This window comes from Methylocystis sp. (genome assembly GCF_051062815.1).
Lineage (GTDB): Bacteria > Pseudomonadota > Alphaproteobacteria > Rhizobiales > Beijerinckiaceae > Methylocystis.
Genome location: NZ_JBPFDU010000030.1, coordinates 12,778 through 38,621, shown reverse-complemented (window position 1 = coordinate 38,621; position 25,844 = coordinate 12,778). Strand labels below are relative to the sequence as shown.

Genomic DNA, 25,844 nt, shown 5'->3' with positions numbered 1-25,844 from the left:
GGCCCGATTAATTGCGCGCGGGCTCCAACCGATACATTCTCTGTAACTTTAGGCGCGCTCCGCGCGAAACATGTTTCGTGAGGCTCGTGAGGGGTCCTCACCGCTGTTCGCCAGTTGAGCGAACCAATAAGGAGATTGACATGAAGGTCAGTATCGTTTCGGGCTCGACTCTCGCCGCCGCGGCGATTGCGCTGGCGCTTAGCGGCGCGGCCTCGACGCCAGCTGCCGCGAAAAAGGGCATGAAATCCGTTCATTGCGTGGGCCTCAACGCCTGCAAGGGCCAGGGCGCCTGTCAGACAGCGAGTAGCGGTTGCAAGGGCCAGAATGCGTGCAAAGGCCAGGGCTGGCTTCCTGCAAAATCGAAGGGCGCCTGCGAGGCGCAGGGCGGCACTGTCGGCTAACGGATCAGCATAATCGGGCGGACCCGCTGTCCGCCCGCTTCTCCATTGCCGCCCACGTATTCTGAGACATTCGCCATGAGCAAGCCTTTGTCATTGGGTTTTGGTCTCGGGCTGCGGCCGGTCTATTATAAGGACCTGCTCGAAATCCGTCCGAATGTGGACTGGCTAGAGATCATCACGGAAAATTATCTTGTTCCGGGAGGACGGCCGGTCGCCATGCTCGAACGCATTCGAGCCGACTATCCCATTGTCATGCATGGCGTGTCGATGTCTCTGGCGTCCACCGATCCGCTCGATTTCGATTATCTCAAAGCCCTCAAGAAACTCGCTGATCGTATCGAGCCACGTTGGATTTCCGATCATCTCTGCTGGACGGGCGTCCATGGCGTGAACATGCACGATCTACTGCCCGTTCCGTACACATTCGAGGCGTTGCAACACGCTGTCGACCGGATAAGCCGCGTGCAGGATTTTCTCGGACGAAGGATCGCGATCGAGAACGCGTCCACCTACGTGACGTTCCATGAATCCGAAATGGACGAATGGACCTTTGTCCGAGAGATGGCGGAGCGCGCCGACTGCTGGCTGCTTGTCGACGTCAACAATATTTACGTCTCTGCATTCAATCATGGCTTCGATGAGCGCCAATTTGTCGATGCAATTCCAGCAGAGCGTGTGGTGCAACTACACCTCGCGGGCCATTCGGACGCTGGAACGCATAAGATCGACACGCATGATCAGCCAATTTGCGCTGACGTGTGGAAGCTTTACAAACAGGTTTGCCGCCAATTCGGCGAGGTCTCGACGATGATCGAACGCGACGACAACTTTCCGCCATTCCATGAACTGGTCGCCGAACTCGACCGTGCAAGGTCGATATACGCCGCCGTCGTCCACTCACGAGAGGAGACGGCTGCATGACGCTCGCCGAGCTGCAAGAAAGATTTCAGGCCGGGATATTGAGCGAAGAAGCGATCGCGCCGCGTTTCGTCGCGAATTCAAAAAAGACGAATGCGGAAACGCTCTTTGCCGTCTACCATAACGCTTACCGACTTCGCCTCGCGGAGTTTCTCTCGAACGACTACCCGGTTCTGCGAAATTATCTTGAGGACGAGGATTTCGGATCTCTCGTCGAGGCGTATATTTCAGCGGCGCCGTCGCGCGTTCGAAACGCGCGCTGGTACGGTGCGCGTCTTCCTGAGTTCATGAGAACGTATGCGCGTTTGGAAAATGACGTACAAGCGATCGACCTCGCGCGCTTCGAGCGTGCGCTCGCCGATGCGTTCGACGCCGCCGACGGACCACGGCTCTCTATCGACGTGCTTGCAGCTGTTTCGCCCGAAGGCTGGTCATCGATTTCTTTCAAATTTCACCCCAGCTCCAAGTTCTTGGATCTCGCCGTCGGAACCGCGGCGCTGTATGAGGCGGCGCGTGATGGGCGCGAGTCTATTCTGATCGAGGAAGGAGAAGAACACATCCTGTTTTGGCGTAGCGGCGATCATCAGTCGTGTTATCGTCTCGTTTCGCCCGACGAGCGGCTTGCCCTGATTGAAGCTTCGGCGGGAAAGTCGTTTGCCGAGATCTGTTCGCTTCTCCAATTCCAGGGGTCCGGCGAGAACGTCGCTGCCCGAGCCGGGGAGTTCCTCACGCAGTGGTTCGCGGCAGGGATCATATCCTGTCTGGCGCTCGATGACTGATCCGCCATGTCTCGCGCAGAGCCGCTCGCGATGAGAAAGATTCTCGGATGGTTCGGCGATGGACTGGCGCGCTTCCTGACGACTCCGACCCATGTTCATAGCTCCGGGCCCGTAACGAACCCGACGCGTCTGTTGGCATGCCTGCGTCCGGCCGATGTTTTGCTCGTAGAAGGGAACAGTCGAGTCAGCGCAGCAATAAAATATCTGACACAGTCCCCATGGTCGCATGCGGCGCTCTATGTCGGCTCGCACCTCACGCAGACTGATAGCGATCACTGCTTCGTTGAAGTTGATCTGGTGGACGGCGTTCGTACCGTCGGGATTAGCGAATTCGAGAATGTCCAGACACGTATTTGCCGGCCACTAGGGCTCGACGAAACCGAACGCCGCAAGGTGACGTCCTATGTCATCGAGCGTTTGGGCAATCACTATGATCTTCGCAACATCATCGATCTTGCACGTTATCTGTTGCCGAACCCGCCGATTCCGCAGCGGTTCCGTCGTCGCATGATCGCCTTGGGCAGCGGCGATCCGACTCGCGCTATTTGCTCCACGTTGATTGCGCAAGCGTTCCAGTCGATCCGCTATCCGATTCTGCCGATCGTGAATGCTCGGGATATGAGCGCGCCTGATTGCCCGGGATGCATTGAAGAGATCTTCACCATTCGCCACCACGGGCTGTTCACGCCGAGGGACTTCGATGTTTCTCCCTATTTTCAGATCGTCAAACCTCTCATTGATGGTGAATTCGACTTCCGCTCATTGCGCTGGGACGATGCCGCGTCGCCTGCGCGCAACGCCGTTTTCAAGCATCCCTGATGTTAGTGTGTGGGCCAATTTCGCGTGCGCGCTTCGACCCACGATCTGATTCCAAATAAGGTTCTCGATTCTGGCTCCACTTCTTGATCATGGCGCGGGTCGCGAGCGCTGGAGCTGCGTGCAGCTCACCAGAATGCCCATTCGCACCAGCTCCAGAACTTCCGAAGCTTGGCGGCACGCCTGCGATTTCCTCGAGCAGGCGCGAAAAGTCGGCTGCGTCATCGACATCGTACCACATCGGAAGCTCGACGGTAGGGATATCCAATTCCCGCGCGCGGTCGCGCGTCATTCGCGCGACCTCATTCGTGCTCCAGGGAATGTCTCGAAACAGCTCCCAGTGAGCATGCTTGAGTCCGATCAAGTAATATCCGCCATCGAATGCCGGACCAAGAACGATGCAATCTTCATGGCGCCGGAGCGCATCCGACGCCATCGCTAAAATCTGCGGAGGAAGCGTCGGACTGTCAGAGTTAATGAGCATCGCGCCGCCGCGATGGCGTTCGAGGAGACTGGCGATTGCGCCATGGACGATTGACGAGAAGTCATCGCCATGTTGCGGAACGAGACGAAATGAGCGGGGAAGCAACGCCGCGATCTCGGCGGCGGCGTCGATCGGGGCGTAAAGCCCATAGCCCTGCAAGTTGTGGCTTGATTGGAGGGTCTCGATAATTTTCGCAACGTCGCGCAGGAAGCATTCAGAAAGCAAGGCTGCGAAATCCGCGCCGATCGTGCGACCCAGGCGAGTTTTCGCGTGACCGGGACGCGGCGCTTTGCACATAAGCCCAACAGCGATCACCTCAGCTTGGGGCAGGGACCATATCGGCGGGATCGCCTGAGGCATTTCAGCTCCTTCGCTCGGTTATGCGAGGCTATTCGCATTGGAGCATCCCGAAGTTACGGGGCTCTGCGCCTGTTATTTCGTCGGCTATCGCCATGGTGAATGTAACTTTTCGCTTAGCGGCTCGAACTAGCTCTCGACTGTCCAACCGGATAAGGATGAATGGCGTCAAAGCAGGCAATCCAACGTAGGGGGCGGCTATGGAAATCCTCTAATTTCCTCCGGGCTCTTACGCTTGTCGGAATAGTCAGCGGCGTCACCTTTGTTGAACTTCGCCCTGTATCGATCCCAAATCCTGCATTGAAGAACGTCGCTTTGGCGGACGTGGAGCGCGCCGTTGCAGCAAAGTACAATGTTCGCAACATCGTAAGCGCTGAAGCATCTCGACTAATCGCGTCAGGGGACGCCGTTCTATTTGATGTTCGCGAGAGTCGCGAATTCGACGCGGGACACTTGCCGGGCGCGCTCCATGTTGATCCCGCCGAATCGGCAGATCGTTTCCTCGCCGAACATGCAGCGGAGCTGCGCGGGCGCGTCGCGATCTTTTATTGCTCCGTTGGCGTGCGCAGCTCAATCCTGGTGGAGCGCATCGCGCAGGCGGCCGCAGCGCATGGATCCCTCGCGCTTTACAATCTCCGAGGAGGGATTTTCCGCTGGTTCAGCGAAGGGCGGCCTGTCGTCGATTTGATCGGGTCCGTCAATCGAATAGACCCGTACGACGAGTCATGGGGCGGATTGCTTCAGCGCGCCATGAAGGCGCGCGGTTGATGAGCATTTGGGTAGGCGCTCTGCTGGCGGCGAGCCAGATTGCGCTCGTCGTCCTGAGCCCTGGGCTAACTCATGCGGAGGTGAGGGATTTCGCCGACGTCGCGCCGCTCGTCGGCCTTCTGTCGGCGTCGGCGGCGGTCGGGCTCGTTTATATGCGTAGTATACGCGCGATATCCGCGAGGCTGAGTCGTGCGTCGCCTTTGTGGCCGATGGTTGGACTTGGCCTCGCCATGAGGCTCGTCTGGTTCGCGACGGCGCCGCCGCTCGAAGACGACTTTTACCGCTATCTTTGGGACGGAGCTTCCGTCGCCTCGGGTCGCAGCCCCTACGCGCTATCGCCGGCACAAGCGGCGACAGGTCAGAGCGGGACGCCGCCCTTCGACCAGCTGGCCGAGATCGGGCGCTCGACGCTCAAACGCATCAATTTCCCGGAATATACCTCGATCTATCCTGGCGCTGCGCAACTTGCCTTTGGCGCGGCGCACATTGTCGCCCCCTGGAGCGTCGACGGCCTTCGGCTCATTTTTGCGATCGCCGACGTTGCGACGCTCGGCATCATGTTCCGGCTTCTGGACGAACTAAACCGACCGCGCATGCTGGCGGCGCTTTACTGGTGCAATCCTCTCGTTGTTTTTGCGGGCGCCGCGACTGTTCATGTCGATCTTCTGCTTGGCCCGCTGGTTCTCGGCGCGATGTTCGCCGCCTATCGCATGAGGTCCATTGCGTGCTCGGCGTTGCTCGCGCTGGCGGTCGGCGTCAAAATATGGCCCATACTTCTCGCGCCTCTCATCGCGCGCGCGCATCTCGATGGGCGGCGCTATCCAGTCATCGCCATTTTTGTCTTCGGGATTGCCGCGGCAATTCTGCTGGCGCCGCTATTCGCCGCTTCCTTCACGGATCGCTCAGGTCTCGCGGCTTATGCAGCGCACTGGCAAAACAACAATGCGCCCTTTACATGGCTGTGCAGGCTGTTCGACTGCGTCAGTGGCGACGATTCTCGCTGGACGGCAAAAACCTTGCGTTATCTTTCTGGCGTCTCCGCCGCGGCCGTCGCCGTCATCATCGCTATGCGTCCGATCGAGGATTTGCGTGACCTTCTCGGCCGTGCGCTCATCGTCGCCGCAACCGTTTTCTATCTGTCCCCGGCGCAATTCCCCTGGTATGCGCTGTGGTTCCTACCGCTCGCAGCCGCGGTACAGTGCTGGCCGCTGCTTCTGGCTTCCGTGACGCTTCCTGCATATTATCTGTTCTTTCCGATGGCGGCCATGGGCGAGCGCGCGCTGTTTCAAAACGGGGTCGCAATTTTGCACGCGGCGCCGGTCTGGGCTTGGCTTCTATGGCGCCGAATTCATGACCAGAAGACGCACTGCGCGAGCCGCGCATGAACAACGCCGTTGCGCCGGGCGATCTTTCCATCGGGGTCGTCATTCCAGTGAAGAACGAAGCCGCCGCTTTGCCGGTGGTGTTGTCTGCGATTCCCGATTGGGTGAAGATCGTTGTCGTCGCCGATGGCCAGTCGAGTGATGGTTCGGGCAAGATTGCGAGAGATCTGGGTGCGGTCGTCGTCACGGAGCCACGCCACGGCTATGGACGCGCATGTCTGACCGCGCTCTCGGTCATGCCATCCATGGATGTGATCGTTTTCATGGACGGCGATGCAAGCGACGATCCGGCCGACATGTTGGCGCTCGTCGCGCCTATCGCCGATGGCGCTGCCGATCTTGTCCTTGGATCACGAACGCTGGGAAAACGGGAAGCGGGCGCACTGACGCCGCAGCAATTATTTGGAAATTGGCTTGCCTGCCTGCTGATGCGGTGGATCTGGGGCGCGCGTTATACGGATCTCGGACCCTTCCGCGCCATAAGGCGCGACGCCCTCAGCCGACTGGCGCTGACCGACGAGAATTACGGTTGGACGGTGGAGATGCAGGCGCGCGCAGCGAAACATGGCTTGCGCACGCTCGAAGTGCCGGTTCGCTATCGAAGACGCATCGGGGCGTCAAAGATTTCGGGCACGCTTAGGGGCGTCATCGGCGCCGGCGTCAAGATCCTCTACGTCATCGGCCGGGAGGCCCTTCGGCAAGGCTGACGGCTTCGCTCGGCCTTCCGTAGCGCACGCCTCAACCGCTTCGCCCGCCAACATAAGCCGCCGTCAGTTCATGGCGTGGCGACTCAAAAATTCGCTGGCAATGATCAAATTCGATCAGCACGCCGGCGCGATCCTTCACCCAGAAGAAGCCGGCATAATTGGCGATGCGGCGCGCCTGGGCCAGATTGTGAGTGGCGATGACAATCGTGTAGCTGCCTCGCAGACTCGCGATCAGATCTTCGACGATTGTCGAGGAAACGGGATCAAGCGCGCTGCACGGCTCGTCCATCAGCAGGACGTCCGGCTGCAGCGCGAGGGCGCGGGCGATACACAGACGCTGTTGTTGTCCGCCGGACAGCGCGAGCGCGGGAGCGTCGAGCCGATCTCTGACCTCCTCCCAAAGGCCAACGTCGACGAGCGACCGCCACACGGCCGCATCGAGATCGGCGCGGCGCCGAACGCCATGCTCCTTCAGCGGCATCTCAAGATTGCGTCGGATGGAGAGCGGAAATGGATTGGGCCGTTGGAAGATCATTCCGACGCGACGCCGCAGCGCCCGGACATTGGTGAGCTGATCATGAATATTCTGGCCATCGAAAAGAATTCGCCCTTCGACTTCGCATCCCGGAATGAGATCGCTCAGCCGGTTGAGGCTCGACAGGAAACTCGTCTTTCCGCAGCCTGACGGACCAATCAGCGCTGTGACGCAACCGCGGAAAATATCGAGGCTCACCTCCTTGAGGGCCGCGCGTCCATCATACGTCAGCGTCAGATTCTCGACGCTAATCTGTGGCCTCGGCTCACAGCAGGCAGGCCCGGCCGCCAGCGGGCCGAGGGTATAGGCGGCGCGGCCGGAGCCGGCTGTTGCGTCTGTGTCTGCAATGTACGCGATCATGCGCGGGCCATCCTTCGGCCGAATATTCTGTTGGAGAACCAAAATGCGAGACTGTTCGCGGTGATCAGGAAGGCGATCAGAACGAGCGCCGAGGCATAGGCGTTGGCGTCGCCGCCGCTGACATTCATCGTGAGATCATAGATATGGACGGAAAGCGCTCGGCCGGAGTCGAAGAGAGATGACGGCATACGATCGACATAGCCACTTGTGAAAATGAGCGCCGCCGTTTCCGCCACCGCCCGGCCAATTCCAAGGCTCAGGCCGGCGGCGAGCGACGGCGCGGCGGCGGGCAGCAGGACATGCCAGAGAAGGGTCGCGCGTGAGAGATCAAGAGCGGCGGCGCCGAGGCGCCACTCGATCGGCGAAGACCGCAGTCCTGATTCGATCGTACGGATCAGGATAGGAAGCGCCATGCACGCGAGGGTCATGCCGCCCGAGAGAATCGAAAAACCGAGGCCCAGAAAGACGCAAAAGAATGCGCCGCCAAAGAGACCGAATACGATGGACGGCGTACCCGCGAGGACGTCCAGACTGAGACTCATCCAGCGCGCCAAGCGTCCGCCTGCAGGCGTGAATTCCGAAAGGAAAATCGCCGTGGCGACGCCGAGCGGCGCCGCGACCGACATCGCTACTAAGATAATCAGAGATGTCGAGACGAGGATGGGCGCGAGACCGCCATCGCGCCCCGCATTGCGCGGCGGAGTGGTGAGAAAGGCCCAGTCGAGGCGGCCCAGACCCTGCCGCGCCAGATCGGCGAGCAGCCAGAAAAATATCGCGGCGACAAGCAAGGCGGCGATGCAAATGCCGAAGCCGTACAGCGCGTCACGCAGGGAGGACGTCGGCAGCATTGTCGACGCCGCCTGGGGCCTTGCAACCTCATCCATGACAGCGGTCCCCCGAAAGGCGCCAGGCTGCCGCCGCCAGTGCGATGACAAGAGCTGTGAGGATCAGTCCGGAAACGAACAGCGAGGCGCGGTGGCTGCCGGTCGCGTAAGCCATCTCCAGCGCAATATTGGCTGTTAGCATCCGCACTGGGTCGAACAGGCTCAACGGCGCCTGCACGACATTGCCGCTGACCATGACGATCGCCATCGTCTCGCCAAGCGCGCGCGCCGCGGCAAGCAGAATGCCGGCGGCGACGCCGCCGCGCGCGGCGGGAAGCAGCACATGCGCCAGCGTCGCCTCGCGCGACAATCCCAGCGCCACAGCGCCCTGCTCATATGCATCGGGGAGGGAATCCAGCGCCGCCCCGCTCATCAAAGCGATGGTCGGCGTAATCATCACTGTCAGGATCAGAATCCCGGCGAGCAGGCTGGCGCCGGGCGGCTCGAAGCGGCCGATTAGCGGGACGATGGCGGTCAACCCCCAAAGTCCGATGACGACAGATGGGACGCCAGACAACAGAGCCATCGACCAGCGATGAATCCATCCGATTGGGGGCGGCGCGTAATGGCGGCAGAAAATCGCCGAGGCGACTCCGAGCGGCGTCGCGAGGATAACCGCGCCGACCGAAGCCGCAAGCGACGCCGACAGCATCGGGGCGAGGCCGAAGAGGCCCTCGGTCGGGCGCCACGCCGGGTCGAAGAGAAATCGCGCAGGACCAATCGTGGATAGCGCCGGCCACGATTCCTTCAGAAGAAAGCCGACGATCAATACGAATATGGCGGACGAGCCGAGTGCGGCCGTCGCCACCGCCGCGACAAGTCGCGTATCACGGCGCGACCGGGACGAAGAACTGCGATTCGACAATGTCATGAACGCTCCTCGATCGAGCGAAATCGATGAAACGTCGCGCAACCGCTCCGGGCTCTCCCTTGCTAACAAGATTGAGCGGGCGGGCGAGCGGAAAGGATCCGCTTCGAACATTCTCAACAGACGCTGCCACGCCACTCATCGGCAAGAGCCTGATGTGAGCGCCGTGATCCGCCTCATATTCCGCCGAACCGATCGACACATAGCCGATGGCGCCACGATTGCCGGCGACCGTCTTTATGGCTTGCTGATTCTCGCCGATAATGACATGCGCTTTCACGTCGCCGCCCTTCAGCTTGAAATAGTGGAGGAACAGTTCGAGGGTCGATCGGCCTTCAGCCTTGTTGACGACCGTAATCCGTCCGGCTGCGCCGCCAGCTTTGCTCCAATCGGTGATTTTTCCCGTATAGATCGCGACAATCTGCTCGTCCGTCAGAAACCGGACCGAATTATTCATATTCACGATGATCCCGACGCCGTCGCGCGCGATCGTAAAGAATTGTAGGTCCGTCTCGTTGGCGTTCGGCGCGCGCGACGCCATGCCGAGGTCCGCGAGGCCTGAGCGGGCGTCGGCGACGCCGCGAGAGGAACCGCCCGATTGCACGTCGACGCGGATGCTGGGGTTTTGCTCCTCGAACCGCTTGCCGATCTCCGCCGCGAGCGGCGCCACGGTACTCGAGCCAGTCAGCACGAGCCGGTTGTCGGCCGCATGCCCGAGAGACGACGAGAAAAAAGCGATATAGACCGCGCAAACGCGGCCAATAGACGCCAACGCACGTCGGTCCTTTCCGCGAAACCAAGAGACCGACATCAGCAGCAGTCGCCGAATTCGCCGCCGCGACTGGGGTCGAGGGAGAAGGGGATGTTTGTCCCACAGCCGGGAAACACGCCGTAATGATGGGAGAAATCGCCGATAAACTCGAAATGCGGCGCGAAGCGGCTTTCCTTCAGCATCCGCCAGCTATTGCCGCAGACCGGGAAAATCCGCCCCTTTTCCATCGCGTGATGGCTGTCGAGCGAGAACACATGCGGCGCTTCCGGAACGCCGCCTTTGTAAATCACCGCCTGACCATAATCCTCGCAGGCGGGTTCGAGCGCATCGATCTTAAACAGGCGATATGTCGCCGAATAGAAGCGCGCCACGCCAATTTTTTCTTCGACTCCCGGGTCAGTGATCTCAAGTGGCCGGCTTGTCACCAGACGCGGATCGCCAAAGCCCGCGGACCTTGCCAGGGCGAGGAAATCTCCCCAATAGAGCGCTCCGCCGAGGCATTCGCCATACAGAACGGGATCCCCGCGCACCGCCTCATCAAGCCGCCGGTCGGCATAGACGTCGGCGAAATAAAATTCGCCCCCAGGCTTGAGCAGGTCGAAGACGCCCTCGAGGACCGCCGGCTTGTCGATCGACAGATTGACGACGCAATTGGATACGACGACGTCGAAGCTGCCCGGCTCCAGTCCGAGCGTATTGAGCGCCTCGATATATCCTCTGAGAAATCGCACGTTCAGCCGATCGAAGCCGAATTTCGACATATGCCAGTCGGCATGCGCCTCAGCGACCGTAAGCTGCTCCGGCGTCATATCGACGCCAACGACCTCGCCCGACGGTCCGACGAGTTGGGCAAGCGCATAAACGTCGCGACCCGATCCGCAACCAAGGTCCAGGACGCGGCGCCCCTGCAAAAGCTCCGGAACGACGAGCCCGCAGCCATAATATTTCGCGAGAACCTCATCATGAACATTGGCCAGCAGCGTTTTCACGCGCTCTGGCATATTGTCCGGCGTGCAACACGCTTTGGTTTTGAGGTCCTGCGATCCCTGAAGGATCTTGCCGTAATAATCCTTAACGACCTGAATGTTCATGAGCGCGCCTTTTTAGCCGACCGTCACCCTTTCGGCGTAATCCCGTTAGCAGTGAGGTGTCGTTTGATTGTCGAGCGAACGCATATCGACGGTTCGCCAATACAGGACATGCCGACCGAAGAGCGCAGCAAGTCCTGAGAGGACAAGGACCGAGCCGAACTGCCAGACAAGCGCCATGACGCTCGATTCTTGCTGATGGAACAGGAGCATGCCGGCCGCGACCAGCGACGCCGCCGCGAGCGTCGCGAGCCCGGTCGTCAGGTAGGGCGCAATTGGCGCGCCCCGGCGAACCATAACCAGGATCAGGACTAGCGGCGCCGCGCTCGTCGCAACGATTTTCCAGAAGCAGCTAAATTCCTGCTGAATGGCGAGACCCTGAAATCCATGCAGCGTCCAATCGCGCCAGCAGCCTTCGCCAAGAGACGCTAGCCAGACGAGTAAAAACGGGAAAGGCGCCAGGCGCTCCCACAGCGGCCGGCCGGGGCAAGTCGAGCAAAACGCGGCAGCAGCCGCCATCATCGACGTCAGAATGGCGGCCGAAAGCTCGATCAAGAAGCGCGGTTCCGCGATTCGAACTGAGAAATCCGCGCGCAACCCTATGACGAACACCAAGCCCGCTGCATAGGCGAGAGAAAGCACAAACCACATCATTGCGCGCCATATGGGGTGCGGCAGACGGCGGACGGGCTTGGCGCTTGCGGCGAGGCGACGAATTAGTTCTTCCGAATTCATTGCGTCTCTCTTTTCAACACTTCACGCATCGTCTTGAGCCCGCGATGCACGCTGACCTTCAACGACGCCACGCTCTTGCCAGTCACGGCGGAAGCCTCCAGGAGCGACAGACCTTGCACTTTCATCAGCTCCACCGCCTGGCGTTGTCCGTCTGGCAATTGCGCCAGGGCGCGCCGTATCGCCTCTTGATCATCGCTGATCTGCTGTTCGTTCTTCGCGTCGTCTCCCGAAAAGGTTTCGGGCATGATGTCGACCGTTGTTTCATTCGCGGATCGAGCTGTCCGGCGACGCGCGGCGTCGATCGTCCGGCGCATCGCGATCGTCATCAGCCAGGGCATGAAAGGGCGAGCCGGGTCGTAGGTGTGCCTCACGGTATGGACCGACAGCAAAACCTCCTGGACGATGTCTTCCACGTCCGGCGCGCTTGGCCATCTGTAAGCGACGAATCTGCGAAGGACGGGAAGAATTTCAGAGAGAAGCGCAGCATAGGCGGCGTTGTCGCCGTCTTGAGCGGCGCGCATCAGTTGCCGCCAGCGTTCCTCGCGCTCCAACCTCGCGCGGTCGTCTCGGGGGGTAGACATGCCGTTTTGACCCTCGGCGCAGAAAGAAGAGCGCTGCTCAAGTGCTTGAGCGCAGGATTTTCTTTTCAGTCGAGCTTGAGGCGGGCTCCGGACTGGCCTCAGGCTGTTTTCGCTGTATGTGCGTTTGGCCCCATTGATAGAGCTCCCGCAGCAATGGCTCCAATGTCCTGCCGAGATCCGACAGGGAGTATTCAACCTTGGGCGGCACCTCGGCGAAAACTTTGCGCAGGATCATGCCGTCGGCTTCGAGCTCACGTAGCTGAAGGGTCAGCATTCTCTGCGTAACATTCGGCATAAGTCGGCGAAGTTCATTGAAACGCCTTGTGCCGTCGAGAAGGCGAAACAGAATCGTCGCCTTCCATTTGCTTCCCATCACGTCCAGGGCGGCTTCGAGCGGGCAGCATGTGTAGGTCTGATGTCGCTGTTTCCTCATGCGCGCTCCAAAGGTATCAAAAAAGACACTATAGCTAATATTAGTGCCTACTTGTGAAGTTTGCAAATACATGTGGATATTGCTCCATTCACGCTAAGCCAAAGGAGCAGCGGCATGCCACTCGTGAACATCAAGGGAATCAGCGGCTATCTGACGCCTGATCAGAAGAAGGACCTCATCTCGGGGGTGACGGAGGCCGTACTGGCGGTGGAAGGCGAGGGCCTGAGGGATGTGACCTGGGTCATCATCGAGGACGTGGCTCCCGGCGCCTGGGGAGTTGGCGGTCGGCCCATGACGGACGCCGATCTTCGTCGTCTGGCGAATCGTTAATCGGAGAGTGAACGCAATGAGCAACGCCTATCGAATTAAAGACCTCCCCTTCCTCACGATCGAGACGGCGACGGGAAAAGCCCGGAGCTTGCTCGAATCCGCTAAGAGACAAATGGGGTTCACGCCAAAAATGTATGGCGCGATGGCCAATGAGCCGGCGCTATATGAAGCCTATTCCTCCAGCTATGCGGCCTTTCGTCAGGAATGCGGATTCACTCCCATCGAGCAAGAGATGATCTTTCTCGTCATCAGCCGCTGGAACGGGTGCCACTACTGCATGGCGGCGCACAGCTTCGTCGCCGACAAGATGTCGAAGGTTCCGCCCAATGTGACGGACGCCGTCCGCGACGGCCGGCCAATTCCCGACGCCAAGCTGCGGGCGCTCGCTGAGTTCACGCGGATCATGCTCGAAAAGCGAGGGCGTCCAAACGAAGCCGACGCACAGGCGTTTTTTTCCGCGGGATACAGCGAGAGAAATATTCTCGGAATCATCCTCGCCATCAGCGTCAAGACGATCAGCAATTATGCGAACCACGTCTTTCACACGCCGGTAGACGAGGTCTTCGCCACGCGCATGTGGGAGATGGCGTAGACGTTAGGCGATTGATGTTCGCCTCGGCGTGTCTCGTCGAGTGTTCCGTCATGGACGGGACACGCCGGTTTCGAGGAAACGACAATGAAGATCTCGATTGAAACACAAATCACTGTCGAAGCGCCACCGACCAGGATTTGGCGGATCCTCACCGACTTCCCAACTATGTCGTCGTGGAATCCCTTTATTCGTTCAATTTCCGGCGCGCTCACCCCGGGGGCAACCAACTTAGCGTGCAAATTGCGCCGCCTGATAGAGCCCTCAGCTGCGAAATTAGAGCAATCAGAGATTCAGCTCTCAGTGACTGCTAGCGTCCGTTCACAATCGGCCCGAACAGGGCGGATGCGGGCTCATTCGTCTGATCATTGTCGTTGAACACGGCGATGAATTTCAACTCTCCTGGCTCCTTGCCGAACACGTTTCTATAGTCTGCCGCGACGTCACGCTCTTCGACGCGCACAAGACCGATGTCGGCGCTTCCGCGGAGTTGGATATAGGCGAGGCTTTGGTGTCGGTGGGAGCGGATGATCGATCCGTTGCGCATAGGCGTCGCCGTCCAAACATAGCCCAACGTCGGAACGTCGCGATTGAGAAACGACGGCTTGCCGAAAACAAACATGATCATTGCGCCGAAATCTTCGGTTGCGAGCTTGCGCAAATCTGCCGTGGCCTGGAGTTGGTCGACGCGCCATCGCCACCGAACGCGCGTCAGCTCAGCGCCGTCTCGTTCAACTGGTTGATAGAGACCGGATGCGGATTTATGAGGGATGCTACGTAGCATGGCGCCCTGCGCGCTCTCCTCGATGCTGAAATCGTTTCGGCCAACGAAGTCGATCCGCTTCGCGCTAGTCAGCGCTCTTGCAGGATCCAGCAGTAGACTTTCCGCCCGCGCGACGGACAAGGCCGTCCACGTCATCCAGAATATCGAAATAGCTCCTGCGCCGAGCTTCGCTATTGTCAATTTCGTATCGCTCCCCGTCTTATGACGAGCCAATATTCCATGAACCAGTCATGGCTGACGACCAGCGACATGTCGCTCATGAAAAATTTGCGTGCCGACGCGCGTCCTGCTGGAATAGCGGAGCGCCGCTTCACCGCACGACATCGTTGAGCGTCCAATCGTACTGATGACTGCTGATCGATCTTACAGAGTCGAGTTTTAACCTGAGAGACGGAGTCGCATATTTGCGGAGATGCTTCAGCACTCCCACATCATCGCCGCCGAAGTCCGACTTGAACCATTCGTAAATCGACGAAACCACGAGCCGGCCACCGGAGAAATTCGTTCCTCGCGGGTTGTTGACATAGGCTTTCGCCGCCGCGTCGAGTTGCGCGTTGAGGTGGGCGCCGGTGAAGGCGTGCATCTGTAGATTGGGACAGCCGACAGATGCGCAATTTACGGAATAATGCGCTCGCGGATCCTTGAACAGCGGCCGCAGCACGCCGTGCTCGATGTCGTCGAGGCTGAATTCGACGCCCTGCAATGTCAGCACTTTGGCCTTCCAGGGGCCGCCGGTGAACGCCGCAAAGAGCCCGCCGCCGAGCGAGACGTTTTTGATCGACGAGACAGGATAGTGATCCAGCACGATGTCGATCGTCTTTGCATTGTAAAGATTAGCGAGGAAGGCGAATTGCTCCGAACGGCTGAGCGTTCGCGGGTCGACGGCGCGCAGGCTTTCAAGATACTGCTTTAACTCCGCGTGGCCATTCGCTTGAAAGCTCCCATAGTCCACCCGGTTCAGTCCGTCATCGCCCGGATGCACATAGGTTTGCAACAGACGGTCCCACGCCGAGTGATCGACAACCACGGAAGGAACATTTGCAGCTTCGCGGAAGAGATCCGCGGGCTCGGCTGTCGCCGCGGCCGCGTAAGATATAAGCGCGAGAAGTGACGCCACGCGCACACCCCCCCAAAACATTGCGCCAATCACTTCAGCAGTTCTTCGCATTCGTGGCTCCTTCTGGGCAGCAATTTCCGCTGTCGACTTTGGCGGCTCCTTTTGGTTCATGCATCCAGGAGTCGACGTACCTCGCGATGTGCGCGGGGTATCGCGGACATCACATCGTCGGCCCGGCGGCGAGCGCCGGGATCGCACTTGCTTGACGGCTTGCTCGACTAGAATCTCGCCAGGATCGGCGCGGGCGCAAACAGATTGAAGTGATAATTCACGCCCGCGCGGACGGTGTGAAATCGCGTTTCCTCGCGATTGCCGGCAAAAAATGCGTTTCCGCCGTTGTTGCTCAGACTGGTGTAGAGATATTCGACTTTCGCCGACCATCTGGGAAAGGCGGCCGGGGCCCATTCGCCGCCGCCGCCCGCTGTCCAGCCTGTCTGCGTGTCCCCGTATTCGTTGAAGAGCCCCGCCTGCTTCACTCGCCCATATGCGAATCCACCGCCGCCATAGACGAGCAATCGCGAATTAAACAGCGCAATGCCAGCGCGACCGCGAACCGTGCCAAACCACTCGACCTTCGTCGGCCGCACGCCAAAGATGCTGACATTAAAGCCGCCGTTTCGCGTAGAAATGTCGGCGCCCTGAAAGTCAGTTTCGAGACCGGCGACCAACAATGGCGTCAGCTGATAATTGAACCCGACCTGACCGCCGCCGACGAAACCGTTGAAGTCTGAACGCTGGCCGAAGCCATAGCCCGCATTGAGGCCGACATAAGGACCCGTCCAGGAGAACGCCGGCGGCGGAATGTATGCGAGAGACGCTTTTCGGGAAGGAAGATCGGCCGCATTGGCCGAGCCTGTGGCGAGAACTGTGGCGAGAGCCAAAGCCGAGATTCGCTGCTTCATCTTGCCGTTCCTTCATACTGGTTTTGATCTGGAGCTCGCGGCCTTATTGCATCGACTGCATTTGCACGCCGGTCACGAAGTGACGTTAGCGGCGAACGCTCTCCATGTTTCCCAGTTCGCGCGGCGGTGAGGAAAGTTACATGTGGACAAATTCATCGATGCGAGAACGACAAATGAAACGTGTCGTACAATTGCTCCGACGCGCGTCTTGAAGTGAAAAAACAAAAACGTGAAGCGCCTGAGTGAGAGACGCATTGCTGCCGCTCTCGTCGAGAAAGGATCAAACGCCCTCGACCATGCGCTACGATGGCGCTCAACCGACGGCGATGAGCGTGACGACAAGGATGACGACAGCAGCTGCGGCGTAGATCGAAAGTGCAGCCGTGATGGCGTTCATGAGCGTCCTCCTGTCTTGCGCGGCGAAACAGGCGTTTAGATCTCGCGCCTCGAAGCGTTGGCCGCATTCGACAATGGACTCTTCGAACGAACTGTCTGAAAGTTACAAACGCCGTGGAAGCGTCGCAATTGCGATGCGTGCCGATCGGCAAACATTTAGTGTTCAGCAATCCCGTCACGGAATTGGGCGCGTGCGAGCCTTCGTCGCTCGCATTGTGATAATGGCGCGCGCAGTGACTCATGGCCGTCGAGCGACGGACTGGACTATAAGGAAAGCGAGCTCGCGCTCGGTCGCGCCGGCGCGACGCAAAAGCCCTGAGGCGGGACATCGAGCGCCGCGTTGAATTTCGATGAAAGGTTCTGAAACGCGATTAGACCGGTCAATTCTACGATGGCGTCGTCGGGCCATCTCAGTTTTAGTTTCGCTCGCAAGTCGTCGCTTACGCCCGGCTCAGTGATCGTCATTGCTTCGGCGTATTCAAGAGCGAGCCTTTCGTCCACGGTGAAGAGCGCGCTCGCCCGCCATGCGGGGAGCGCCTCGATTTTCTGCATTGGGACGCCGCGCTTCGCCAGCGTCGCCGAATTGATGTCGACGCAAAACGCGCAATGATTGATTTGCGAGACTCGCACCGTCACCAGAGATCGTAGCGCAGGCGAGAGCGGGGACGACCGCCGATCCAGTGCGCCATAAAGTAATGCGACGGCCGCGAAAACCCAAGGTGAGCGACCCCACAGCAGGCCGGGATCGAGCACGCGGCCGTAGGTTCGCCGTTGCTTCCAGAAGAAAAGGCGAATGAACCACGGATAGTCGGTTATCTCTTTCGCCGGCACAACGGACATTTGCGGATTTCCATCAGTGAGAGAGATGAGGCTCAAGACGGCGCTTTGCGCAATCGGCGCAAGGCGACCGGCAGTAGCGACAAAAGACCGAGCCCAACAAGGGCGGCGATCAGGGTCGGGCTGAACACGTCTTTCAGCCGCACATCGTCTCCGGCGTCGAATACCTGCCCCAGGCTTGCGCCAAAGGCAGTGTAGACCGTAGTCCCCGGGATGATCCCGAGAGCGGTCGCTGCAACATAGGGAGCAAGGCGCATATCGAGGAGCGCCGGGACCAGATTGACGGCCCAGAACGGGAAGGCCGGAACAAGGCGCAGGAAGAGCAGATAGCTGAAGGCGTCCTTGCGAAAGCCCTCGGCCATGCGGGCGAGAAAAGGCCCAGCGCGTTGACGCAGCAAGTCGCCAAACGCCGAACGCGCGATAACAAACAGGAGCGTCGCCCCCACCGTCGCGCCAATGACGGTCAGCGTCGCGCCAAGCGGCACGCCAAACAGGAAGCCGCCGGCCAGCGTCATGATTGTCGCGCCGGGCAGGGAAAGCGCGACAACGGCGGCATAGGCAAGAACAAAGCCGATCGCCGCCAAAAACGCGTGAGACTCGACAAAGACGAGGAGTAGTGCGCGATGGTCTTTCAGAGCTTCGAGCGTCAGGTAGCGATCGAGCCGGAACGCAAAGGCGGCCGCGACGAGCGCCATCAGAACAAAGAGAGGGGCGACGCGTTTAAGGTTCATCCGAAAAGTCCCAGAAAGCGTACGAGTTTGCGCGTGCGCGGAGAAAAGAGCGTCGGCGTGTAGTAGCTCCCAGCGGCCCGCTTGGAGATTTCGCTTAGCGTCGGATAGGGAGCGATGAGATTGGCGATGGCGCCGATTTTCAGGCCTTGAGAGATCGCTAACGTCCAGGGCGCGATCAATTCGCCGGCCTTTTGGCCGACCATCGTCGCGCCGAGCACCCGCCCGCGCTTGGTCGTAAGGACTTTGAGAAAGCCGCGAGTCGTCCCCTCGGCGCGCGCGCGGTCGTTGTCTCGAAATTCGGCGCGCAGCACTTGCGCGCCGTCGCCATAGTGGTCCCGCGCCTGTTCTTCGTTGAGACCGACCTGCGCGAGTTCGGGGTCGGTATAAGTGACCCATGGAAAGGGCGATGGCTTGCTTTTCGCGGGCAACCGGAAAAGCGCATTACGAATGATGATGCCGGCATGATAGTTCGCCATATGCGTGAATTGAAGTCCGCCAATCACATCTCCGGCCGCGAAAATCCGTTTGTTCGTCGTGCGCAGGCGCGCATCAACCTCGACGCCCTTGGCGGAGTAGCGCACGCCGGCCGCCTCTAAGCCAAGATTTTCGATATTTGGCTTGCGGCCCGCGGCAAGAAGCAGATGCGAGCCATCGAGGCGTTTCTCTCCAGCCTCCGTCTCAATCACGAGCGCGACGCCGCGATGTCCGTTCTCTACCCGTGCGATTGTTGCGTTTTCCAGTATGTCGACGCCCTCTTCGGCGAGCATCTCGCGCACTACGGCGACCGCGTCCGGATCATCCTTGGGCAAGATGGGACCAATATCGAGCAAGGTGACTTTCGCGCCGAGGCGCCGATGCGCCTGCGCCATTTCACAGCCGATCGGCCCGGCGCCAACGATGAGCAAATGGTTCGGTAGGACCGAATTCTCGAAGATCGACTCGTTCGTGAAATAAGGAACCTCGTCAATTCCGGGGATCTCTGGGATCGCGGCGCGGCTTCCGGTCGCGATAACGAAGCGCCGCGCGCGGACTGTTTTTCCGCCGGCTTCGATCGTTCGTTCATCTATAAACCGGGCGCGCGCCTGTATTACCGTACAGCCTAACCCAACAAAGCGCTCAACCGAGTCGTGCGGCGCGATCGATGCAATCACGTCGTGCACATAGGCGTTGACAGCCGCGAAATCTACGCGAGGCTCGCCGCCATGAACGCCGAAGCGCGTCGCTCGCGAAACCGCGTTCGCGGCCTTGGCGGCCGCGAGCAGCGATTTCGACGGCACGCAGCCTGTATTCAGGCAATCTCCGCCCATGCGATTTGCCTCGATAAGAATCGTCTGGGCGCCCATCTGCGCCGCGCCCGCGGCGACAGAGAGACCGGCGGAGCCGGCGCCGATAATGCAAATGTCGCACGTGATTTGTTCGCTCACGACCCATTTTCTCCCTTCGCGCTGCACGAAGCGCCGCCAAGAACGCAGAAACGCGAGCAGAAGACATGATTGAGACTGACCGAGCGAAATGACTCCGCGAGCGTCGTCCCCAACTCGAAACCATGCGCGTCCGGCAAAAGCGTGCATGACACAACGACAGGCCGCTCCGCTCCCTTGCGCTTGATCACCATCCGCGAAGTCGCGCACATCATGTCCATGGGGGAGCGGCCCAATATGCTCCAGCAGCCTTCGCTGATCTCAGGCACATCTTCGCGCGCGTCCATTTCCGGGAAGAGGACCAATCGAGCGGCATCGTCTGCGTCGAGGCGCAGCCCCAGCCTGTCGAACAGCGCGCGAAATCCGCGTCGCGTCTCGGCTTCGGTCTCGTCCCATACGAGACGCGTAGCGATGGTCAGATCGAAATTATTCGACGCGAGCCAGCGCAGGCCGTCGATGGCTGGTGTCCAGCTGTTGGGTCCGCGAATTTTTTCGTGGCCGGCCGCTTCGTAATGGTCGAGCGATACGCGTATCGTCAGCCTGCCAGCGAATCTGGCTGAGAGATCGAGCAGCTTCGCCTTCGCGTGCTGCATCGGTTTCATCCCATTCGTGAGGACAACAACCCGATGGCCCGCGGTGAGGCAATCTTCGAGCATTCCCGGCGTATCGGGGTTCATGAAGGGCTCGCCGCCGGTGAATCCGATTTCTAACGGTCCACCAAAGAGCCCCGCCGCTTCCATCAGGAAGGCCGCCGCCTCAGCGCGCGTCAGATAGGAAAGGCGGTCGTTGCGCGGCGAGGATTCGATATAGCACCCGTCGCAGGCGAGATTGCAAAGCGTCCCCGTGTTGAACCACAAGGTTTCAAGACGGTGAAAGGGAACCGACGCGCGGCGCTCACCCTTGGCCGTGACGTCTGGATCAGCGAATTGGGCCGCAGCCGGGGAAATGTCTGCGCGAACGCCTTCCCCATTCAAGACACTGACCGAAGGGACTCTCATACGACGGTTCCTTGATGTTCAGTTAAGCAATTCGAATCTGCGCTACAAAAGGTTTCACCGCTGCGGCGGATATGTCGCGCCGCAGCTATATAGTCGGCCAACTGCCTTCCTCTAGGATGTTTTCTAATCTCCGGCATGGAAGTAACCTTTCCCGGGTCGCGACGAAGGCCTCAATAGGCGGTCAGCATGAGCCTATCGATTGTCATTCCGATCTTGAACGCTTCGCAAACGCTGCCAGGAACACTGGCGGCGCTGTCTGGCGTCGACGGCGAAATTCTCGTCGTCGACGGCGGCTCAACCGATGCTAGCGCAAACATGGCGCGTGACCGGGGCGCGCGGGTCATTGTCGCGCCGAGAGGACGCGGCCCGCAGTTAAGCGCCGGCGCCGAGCAAGCAAGGGGCGACTGGCTCTTGTTTCTTCACGCCGATACTTTGCTGGAGGAAGGCTGGCGGAAGGCCGTGACCCATTTTTGCAAGGACCCGGCAAATCGGACGAAGGCGGCGACCTTCCGCTTCGCTCTGGATGATCCATCACGGCAAGCGCGACGTCTGGAGCGAATGGTCGCCTGGCGCGTTAGGAGACTGGGCTTGCCCTATGGCGATCAGGGCCTGCTTATTCATCGTGACCTTTATCGCGCTGTCGGCGGCTATAGGCCGCTGGAGCTGATGGAGGATGTCGACTTCGCGCGCCGGATCGGTCGTCGCCGCGTCGTAGCGCTTCCCGTAACGGCGCGCACCTCCGCCGCGCGGTGGCGTCGGGAGGGATGGCTGCGGCGCAGCGCCCGCAACCTCCTTTGCCTCTCGCTATATTTCGCAGGCGTTCCAACGAAGTTCATCAAGCGCGTCTACGGCTGACCATGGGTCTTCGCGCGCATCTTGTCATTTTTACGCGCGCGCCGCGATACGGCGCCGGCAAACGGCGCCTCGAGGCAGGCATAGGGCCTATGCAGGCGTTGAGGTTTCAGCGCGTTATGCTGACGCAGACACTTCGACGTCTCGGGGCCGATCCGCGTTGGACAACATGGCTCGCGGTGACGCCCGATCGCTCCGGACCTTGGCCGCCTCGCTTTGGCGTTTTGCCGCAAGGCAAGGGCGACCTCGGCGAGCGCATGGCGCGGGTCGCAAAAGCGTTGCCGGCGGGACCCGTACTCATCATCGGCTCCGATGTGCCGAGCGTCACGATTGCCGAAGTGGCGGACGCTTTTCGGGCGTTGGGCAATCATGACGCGGCTTTTGGCCCTGCAGCGGACGGTGGCTATTGGGCCGTTGGCTTTCGCCGCCGACCCCGCTTCGTTGATCCCTTCCGCGACGTGCGGTGGTCGACGGAACATGCGTTATCCGACAGTCTGGCGAATTTAGCCGGCGCCTCGGTCGCGATGCTCAATATGCACGAGGACGTCGACGACGCCGCGTCGCTCGCGCGTCTTTCCGGTTGGGAGTTTCTATACGGACGCCGCCACAGATAACCGAGGTCCATTGGAGGAATGCCCCGCCCCCTCTATTAGAACCGCGAGATCGACTGGATAGTCGACGCCCGCAATTTCGCGCCCAAGACGATAACCCCACCTTTCGGTTGATGCGTAACCTTGGGACCGAGCAAGTTCAAACGTCGCCGAATCCGTTACGGCCGTCACCCGCTCAATCTTGGAGTGCTTTTCGAGCCGGGCGCCGAAATTGACGGCGTCGCCTATAATCGTGTACTCAAGCCTGGTGCTGTCGCCAACCGCGCCAAACAAAACATCGCCCGTTGAGACCGCCAAGCCAAACGAGGGCGCCACTAAGCCAGCCTCGATGCGCGTAGCGCGCCACGTCTCAAGCTCCGACGCGATGGCATCGACAGCGCGGAGCGCGTCAGCGGCATAAGTATCGTTTACGATCACAGCGCCAAAACTCGCGAGGATGCCGTCGCCGAGGAATTTGTCGATGAATCCTCCGCTACGCTGAACAAGCGGTATAACGCGCCTTTGATACTCGCCGAGCAGCTGCATTACCTCCTGAGGCGTCAGGCGGCGAGAAATCCTTGTGAAATCACGCAAGTCGATAACGAGGGCGGCAGCCGATCTCAGTTCCGCCTGACCGGGCTCGATCGGCGCCTCGGCGCGCGCGATTCTCTGCGCCAGGCCTCTTGCGACGAAGCGAGACAACTCGTTGGCCGCAGCATGATCGACGACGCAACGCAGAACAAGTTGCCGCGTTCTCCGCAACGCTAACGCCAGCACCGCCGTAACCATGAGAATCGAGACAATCTTGTCAAATTCCGCGCCGAGCAGAATGCTCGACGAATTCATGTAATGGACATAGTCGTGAGTGACCGGTGGATTATCCGATTGCGCCACGATGGCGTAGAGTAAGAGAGAGCCCCAGCCGGCGGCGCTGACCGCTCCTGCGAGCAACACCCATCGCGCCTCGAAACTCAATGTGCGCAAGGCTATAAAGATAAAGACATAAAGCAGTGTTGGCGCCTTCAGGTAAAAAGCTGGCGGCTGACCATATTGAAGATGAAAGCTCCAAATCAGCAACATCAACACGCCGATATCGACGATGATCGAAAGCGCTACATGCCAATCTACGAGTCGGTCTTGATAAATCAGGATGAGCCTGACGATGATGAACGCGCCATAGGCCGCCAGCGTCCACGGAACGGACTCGAATGCTTGCGAGGGTAAAGCTCTTGGCGCGAGCGCATAGAGCGCGCTCCAAATCAGCAGCAATGCGCCTTGCGCCCAAGCGATAAGCAGTTCTCCCCGCTTATGTTCCTGCGCAATCACTCCTCTCAATCGTGACGGAATATGAGCCGGCGCCGGCTCGCCGAGTGGAGCCGCCGCTAACGAGCGCCAGAATTGCGAAATTGCGCGTCGGAACATCGTCGTTGTGTGAGCCAAGGAGTTCATGGATGGTGAGCGGCATAATCTTCTTTCGGCCATTTGTGGGCCTTTGCTTGCTCCCATGCAGTTCCAAACGATTCCGTCAGGCTCGGGTCACTGGCAAATTGCGTAGCCAAGGCAGGGGTCGCTGGCGCCGGACCTGAGTGAATTGACGATTTTTGCGCTACCGCCTGCGACGCCAATGAATAGCAAGAAAGCGAGCAACGCGATTTGAACTGCCTTTTTCATGTCGTCCTTCCTCATTGGCTCCATCCTTGGGGGCATGGAACCCTTTCGCGCTTTACCTTATTCGCTCGTCGGCGCACCCCACAATTCCGCCTACGAGCGTGCGTGCTCCGATCGTGAAGCAGATCAGGGATCGTGAAGCAGGATCAGGACTCGACTGCGAATCCGGTACGCAGATACGCCAATAAGAAGGGCTAAAACATTCTTCGAAATAGACCGGTTTCTGGTTACGGAGCTGACTGAAATTCTTTTCTGGAGAGATTTCGAGAACTTGAGGGGTGTCACCTCCATCGACGATTGGCTTGCAAAGCGTCGCCGAAATTGTACTTCGTCAAGCGTTGAATCAGGCGTCCTTACGCGGTGAAGAGGATGTTGACATGATCTTCTTGACGCTCCTCAAGTGGCGCCGAGCATTTCAGGTCTCGGATTGAACTGTAAATCGACACACCTCAAGGCCTCTGTGTGCCAGACATGACCTTCGTCGAGTTCCTCCTTGCCTATGAACCCCCGATCCGACTGGGGGCTTTCGTCAGCGTCCTCGCCGCGATGGCGTTCTGGGAACTGCTGGCGCCGCGCCGACGCCAAGCCGTTGGCCGCCTCCAGCGCTGGCCCAGCAACCTCGGCGTCGTCGTGATCGACGCCTTGCTCGTTCGCTTCACCTTTCCGGTTGCCGCTGTTGGCGTGGCTCTGGTTGCCGACGACCGCGGCTGGGGGTTGTTCCGGGCGTTAGGAGCGCCAGCTTGGCTCGCGCTCATCGCCGCGATCATTCTCTTGGACCTCGCCATTTACCTGCAGCACGTATTGTTCCATGCCGTGCCGGCGCTGTGGCGGTTACACCGCATGCATCACTCCGACCTGGAATTCGATGTGACCACCGGCGCGCGTTTCCATCCGCTCGAAATCCTGCTCTCGATGGTGATCAAGATCGGCGTCGTCGCCGCGCTGGGGACGCCGGCGGTGGCAGTGCTACTTTTCGAAGTGCTCCTCAACGCGACCTCGATGTTCAATCACGGCAACGTCCGCCTTCCGAAGCGGTTCGACAAAGCGCTGCGCTGGATTCTCGTCACGCCTGACATGCATCGCGTTCATCACTCGGAGGCGCCACATGAAACCAACAGCAATTTCGGCTTCAACCTGCCCTGGTGGGATCGGCTGCTCGGGACCTATCGCGCCCAGCCGGCGGCCGGTCACGAGGGCATGATCATCGGCATCGAGCAGTTCCGCGACCCGACCGAACTGCGCCTCGACCGCATGCTTCTGCAGCCGTTCCGGGACGACGACCGCAGCTATCCGTTGGGCCGGCGGGGCCCCGCCTCATGACGCCGCAGGTTCACGTGCGAGTGTATTGGCAGCGTTCGACGAGCCCGATCGCCAACCGAAGTACAGAGCGCTCGATGGGCGCTCAAATGCGTGGTCGCCAATCTTCTCGACAAGGCGCTTCGAGCGGAGCCGGAAGGCGCACCGTCCAGGTTCGCGTCCTTCAGACGGCCACAAATGAGGTGATCGATCATGGCCTGACGTCGCGCCATCGGATCGCGAAAAGATATTCGAACCTTTCTGGCGGAGCGACAGGAAAGGAGCGGGGCGTTGGTCTTGGGGGTCGAATTCGAGGAGACTCATCGAACGGATGTGAGGATCGATCTTCGTCAGAGCCACGCCTGGCGGCGGCGCGACATTCAGGATTGAAGGGATGCGACGCTGGTAACTCCCGAGTTGACGGCTTCGGCGCTCAATCGCGCCTGATACAGGCGGGTGCGAAGA

30 protein-coding genes are annotated in these 25,844 nt (G+C 59.8%); 13 read left to right on the top strand and 17 right to left on the bottom strand.

What is annotated here, in order from left to right; genetic code table 11:
• The first annotated feature begins 140 nt into the window (after positions 1-140).
• The 4 genes from bufA2 (at position 141) to ACR65W_RS04620 (ending at position 2,917) form a co-directional block, all read left to right on the top strand.
• Positions 141-401 carry a BufA2 family periplasmic bufferin-type metallophore gene (bufA2, locus tag ACR65W_RS04635; protein ID WP_256032881.1) on the top strand — a complete coding sequence of 87 codons (261 nt, stop codon included), beginning with the start codon at positions 141-143 and terminating at the stop codon, positions 399-401.
• Between the two features lie 75 nt (positions 402-476).
• Positions 477-1,322: an MNIO family bufferin maturase gene (bufB, locus tag ACR65W_RS04630; RefSeq protein WP_434499763.1), complete on the top strand. Its 846-nt coding sequence runs from the start codon at positions 477-479 to the stop codon at positions 1,320-1,322.
• Positions 1,319-2,098, top strand: coding sequence for an HvfC/BufC family peptide modification chaperone (locus ACR65W_RS04625; protein WP_434499762.1), 780 nt, complete (start codon positions 1,319-1,321; stop codon positions 2,096-2,098). The genes bufB and ACR65W_RS04625 overlap by 4 nt, the downstream gene beginning before the upstream one ends.
• A gap of 30 nt (positions 2,099-2,128) precedes the next feature.
• A complete protein-coding gene (locus ACR65W_RS04620; protein ID WP_434499761.1) occupies positions 2,129-2,917 on the top strand; it encodes a YiiX/YebB-like N1pC/P60 family cysteine hydrolase in 789 nt (262 codons plus the stop codon).
• Here the strand turns inward: ACR65W_RS04620 and ACR65W_RS04615 are convergent.
• Positions 2,904-3,758 (bottom strand): TIGR04282 family arsenosugar biosynthesis glycosyltransferase, encoded by an 855-nt coding sequence (locus ACR65W_RS04615; RefSeq protein WP_434502361.1) that lies wholly within the window; start codon positions 3,756-3,758, stop codon positions 2,904-2,906. The genes ACR65W_RS04620 and ACR65W_RS04615 overlap by 14 nt on opposite strands.
• Positions 3,759-3,917: 159 nt before the next feature.
• Here ACR65W_RS04615 and ACR65W_RS04610 point away from each other — a divergent pair, with 159 nt between their 5' ends.
• The 3 genes from ACR65W_RS04610 to ACR65W_RS04600 are packed head-to-tail and all read left to right on the top strand — an operon-like array spanning position 3,918 to position 6,612.
• Positions 3,918-4,523, top strand: a complete 606-nt coding sequence (locus tag ACR65W_RS04610; protein ID WP_434499760.1) for a rhodanese-like domain-containing protein — start codon at positions 3,918-3,920, stop codon at positions 4,521-4,523.
• A complete protein-coding gene (locus tag ACR65W_RS04605; protein WP_434499759.1) occupies positions 4,523-5,908 on the top strand; it encodes a hypothetical protein in 1,386 nt (461 codons plus the stop codon). The genes ACR65W_RS04610 and ACR65W_RS04605 overlap by 1 nt, the downstream gene beginning before the upstream one ends.
• Entirely contained in the window at positions 5,905-6,612 is a 708-nt protein-coding gene (locus ACR65W_RS04600) for a glycosyltransferase family 2 protein (RefSeq protein WP_434499758.1), read from the top strand. The genes ACR65W_RS04605 and ACR65W_RS04600 overlap by 4 nt, the downstream gene beginning before the upstream one ends.
• A 31-nt stretch (positions 6,613-6,643) precedes the next feature.
• Here ACR65W_RS04600 and ACR65W_RS04595 read toward each other — a convergent pair whose 3' ends face one another.
• Genes ACR65W_RS04595 through ACR65W_RS04560 form a run of 8 tightly spaced genes read right to left on the bottom strand, consistent with a single transcriptional unit; the run spans position 6,644 to position 12,940 of the window.
• Positions 6,644-7,507: a phosphate ABC transporter ATP-binding protein gene (locus ACR65W_RS04595; protein ID WP_434499757.1), complete on the bottom strand. Its 864-nt coding sequence runs from the start codon at positions 7,505-7,507 to the stop codon at positions 6,644-6,646.
• Positions 7,504-8,391 carry a phosphate ABC transporter permease PstA gene (gene pstA, locus ACR65W_RS04590; RefSeq protein WP_434499756.1) on the bottom strand — a complete coding sequence of 296 codons (888 nt, stop codon included), beginning with the start codon at positions 8,389-8,391 and terminating at the stop codon, positions 7,504-7,506. The genes ACR65W_RS04595 and pstA overlap by 4 nt, the downstream gene beginning before the upstream one ends.
• Positions 8,384-9,262: a phosphate ABC transporter permease subunit PstC gene (gene pstC, locus ACR65W_RS04585; protein WP_434499755.1), complete on the bottom strand. Its 879-nt coding sequence runs from the start codon at positions 9,260-9,262 to the stop codon at positions 8,384-8,386. Before pstC ends, pstA begins: the two co-directional genes overlap by 8 nt.
• Entirely contained in the window at positions 9,219-10,031 is an 813-nt protein-coding gene (locus ACR65W_RS04580; RefSeq protein WP_434499754.1) for a phosphate ABC transporter substrate-binding protein, read from the bottom strand. Before ACR65W_RS04580 ends, pstC begins: the two co-directional genes overlap by 44 nt.
• A 38-nt stretch (positions 10,032-10,069) precedes the next feature.
• The gene (locus ACR65W_RS04575; RefSeq protein WP_434499753.1) at positions 10,070-11,122 is read right to left on the bottom strand and encodes a methyltransferase domain-containing protein; all 1,053 of its coding nucleotides are present in this window, start codon (positions 11,120-11,122) and stop codon (positions 10,070-10,072) included.
• 45 nt (positions 11,123-11,167) lie between these two features.
• Positions 11,168-11,854 (bottom strand): NrsF family protein, encoded by a 687-nt coding sequence (locus ACR65W_RS04570; RefSeq protein ID WP_434499752.1) that lies wholly within the window; start codon positions 11,852-11,854, stop codon positions 11,168-11,170.
• Entirely contained in the window at positions 11,851-12,435 is a 585-nt protein-coding gene (locus ACR65W_RS04565) for a sigma-70 family RNA polymerase sigma factor (RefSeq protein ID WP_434499751.1), read from the bottom strand. Before ACR65W_RS04565 ends, ACR65W_RS04570 begins: the two co-directional genes overlap by 4 nt.
• Positions 12,436-12,472: 37 nt before the next feature.
• Complete coding sequence (locus ACR65W_RS04560) at positions 12,473-12,940, bottom strand: winged helix-turn-helix transcriptional regulator (RefSeq protein ID WP_434499750.1); 468 nt, start codon at positions 12,938-12,940, stop codon at positions 12,473-12,475.
• 42 nt (positions 12,941-12,982) lie between these two features.
• Here ACR65W_RS04560 and ACR65W_RS04555 point away from each other — a divergent pair, with 42 nt between their 5' ends.
• The 3 genes from ACR65W_RS04555 to ACR65W_RS04545 all read left to right on the top strand — a co-directional run bounded on the left by ACR65W_RS04555 (position 12,983) and on the right by ACR65W_RS04545 (position 14,165).
• Positions 12,983-13,198, top strand: coding sequence for a tautomerase family protein (locus ACR65W_RS04555; protein ID WP_434499749.1), 216 nt, complete (start codon positions 12,983-12,985; stop codon positions 13,196-13,198).
• Positions 13,199-13,214: 16 nt separating this feature from the next.
• Positions 13,215-13,790, top strand: a complete 576-nt coding sequence (locus ACR65W_RS04550) for a carboxymuconolactone decarboxylase family protein (protein WP_434499748.1) — start codon at positions 13,215-13,217, stop codon at positions 13,788-13,790.
• Positions 13,791-13,874: 84 nt separating this feature from the next.
• Complete coding sequence (locus ACR65W_RS04545) at positions 13,875-14,165, top strand: SRPBCC family protein (RefSeq protein WP_434499747.1); 291 nt, start codon at positions 13,875-13,877, stop codon at positions 14,163-14,165.
• Here the strand turns inward: ACR65W_RS04545 and ACR65W_RS04540 are convergent.
• The 7 genes from ACR65W_RS04540 to ACR65W_RS04510 all read right to left on the bottom strand — a co-directional run bounded on the left by ACR65W_RS04540 (position 14,098) and on the right by ACR65W_RS04510 (position 20,973).
• The gene (locus tag ACR65W_RS04540) at positions 14,098-14,706 is read right to left on the bottom strand and encodes a DUF3047 domain-containing protein (protein WP_434499746.1); all 609 of its coding nucleotides are present in this window, start codon (positions 14,704-14,706) and stop codon (positions 14,098-14,100) included. The genes ACR65W_RS04545 and ACR65W_RS04540 overlap by 68 nt on opposite strands.
• A 175-nt stretch (positions 14,707-14,881) precedes the next feature.
• On the bottom strand, positions 14,882-15,739 hold the full coding sequence (locus ACR65W_RS04535) for a DUF547 domain-containing protein (protein WP_434499745.1): 858 nt from the start codon (positions 15,737-15,739) through the stop codon (positions 14,882-14,884).
• 167 nt (positions 15,740-15,906) lie between these two features.
• Complete coding sequence (locus tag ACR65W_RS04530) at positions 15,907-16,590, bottom strand: outer membrane protein (protein ID WP_434499744.1); 684 nt, start codon at positions 16,588-16,590, stop codon at positions 15,907-15,909.
• 660 nt (positions 16,591-17,250) lie between these two features.
• Entirely contained in the window at positions 17,251-17,826 is a 576-nt protein-coding gene (locus tag ACR65W_RS04525; protein ID WP_434499743.1) for a carboxymuconolactone decarboxylase family protein, read from the bottom strand.
• A gap of 32 nt (positions 17,827-17,858) precedes the next feature.
• Complete coding sequence (locus ACR65W_RS04520; RefSeq protein ID WP_434499742.1) at positions 17,859-18,554, bottom strand: TVP38/TMEM64 family protein; 696 nt, start codon at positions 18,552-18,554, stop codon at positions 17,859-17,861.
• On the bottom strand, positions 18,551-19,978 hold the full coding sequence (locus ACR65W_RS04515; protein ID WP_434499741.1) for a dihydrolipoyl dehydrogenase family protein: 1,428 nt from the start codon (positions 19,976-19,978) through the stop codon (positions 18,551-18,553). Before ACR65W_RS04515 ends, ACR65W_RS04520 begins: the two co-directional genes overlap by 4 nt.
• Positions 19,975-20,973 carry a radical SAM protein gene (locus ACR65W_RS04510; protein WP_434499740.1) on the bottom strand — a complete coding sequence of 333 codons (999 nt, stop codon included), beginning with the start codon at positions 20,971-20,973 and terminating at the stop codon, positions 19,975-19,977. The genes ACR65W_RS04515 and ACR65W_RS04510 overlap by 4 nt, the downstream gene beginning before the upstream one ends.
• Positions 20,974-21,159: 186 nt before the next feature.
• On the opposite strand from ACR65W_RS04510, the gene ACR65W_RS04505 reads away from it, so the two are divergent.
• Positions 21,160-21,828 carry a TIGR04283 family arsenosugar biosynthesis glycosyltransferase gene (locus ACR65W_RS04505; protein ID WP_434499739.1) on the top strand — a complete coding sequence of 223 codons (669 nt, stop codon included), beginning with the start codon at positions 21,160-21,162 and terminating at the stop codon, positions 21,826-21,828.
• A gap of 116 nt (positions 21,829-21,944) precedes the next feature.
• Positions 21,945-22,439: a TIGR04282 family arsenosugar biosynthesis glycosyltransferase gene (locus ACR65W_RS04500; protein WP_434499738.1), complete on the top strand. Its 495-nt coding sequence runs from the start codon at positions 21,945-21,947 to the stop codon at positions 22,437-22,439.
• Here the strand turns inward: ACR65W_RS04500 and ACR65W_RS04495 are convergent.
• Positions 22,416-23,741 carry an adenylate/guanylate cyclase domain-containing protein gene (locus tag ACR65W_RS04495; RefSeq protein ID WP_434499737.1) on the bottom strand — a complete coding sequence of 442 codons (1,326 nt, stop codon included), beginning with the start codon at positions 23,739-23,741 and terminating at the stop codon, positions 22,416-22,418. The two genes, ACR65W_RS04500 and ACR65W_RS04495, sit on opposite strands and share 24 nt — an antisense overlap.
• 813 nt (positions 23,742-24,554) lie before the next feature.
• Between ACR65W_RS04495 and ACR65W_RS04490 the strand changes: the two genes are divergently transcribed.
• Positions 24,555-25,403, top strand: coding sequence for a sterol desaturase family protein (locus ACR65W_RS04490; RefSeq protein ID WP_434499735.1), 849 nt, complete (start codon positions 24,555-24,557; stop codon positions 25,401-25,403).
• Positions 25,404-25,844: the final 441 nt, after the last annotated feature.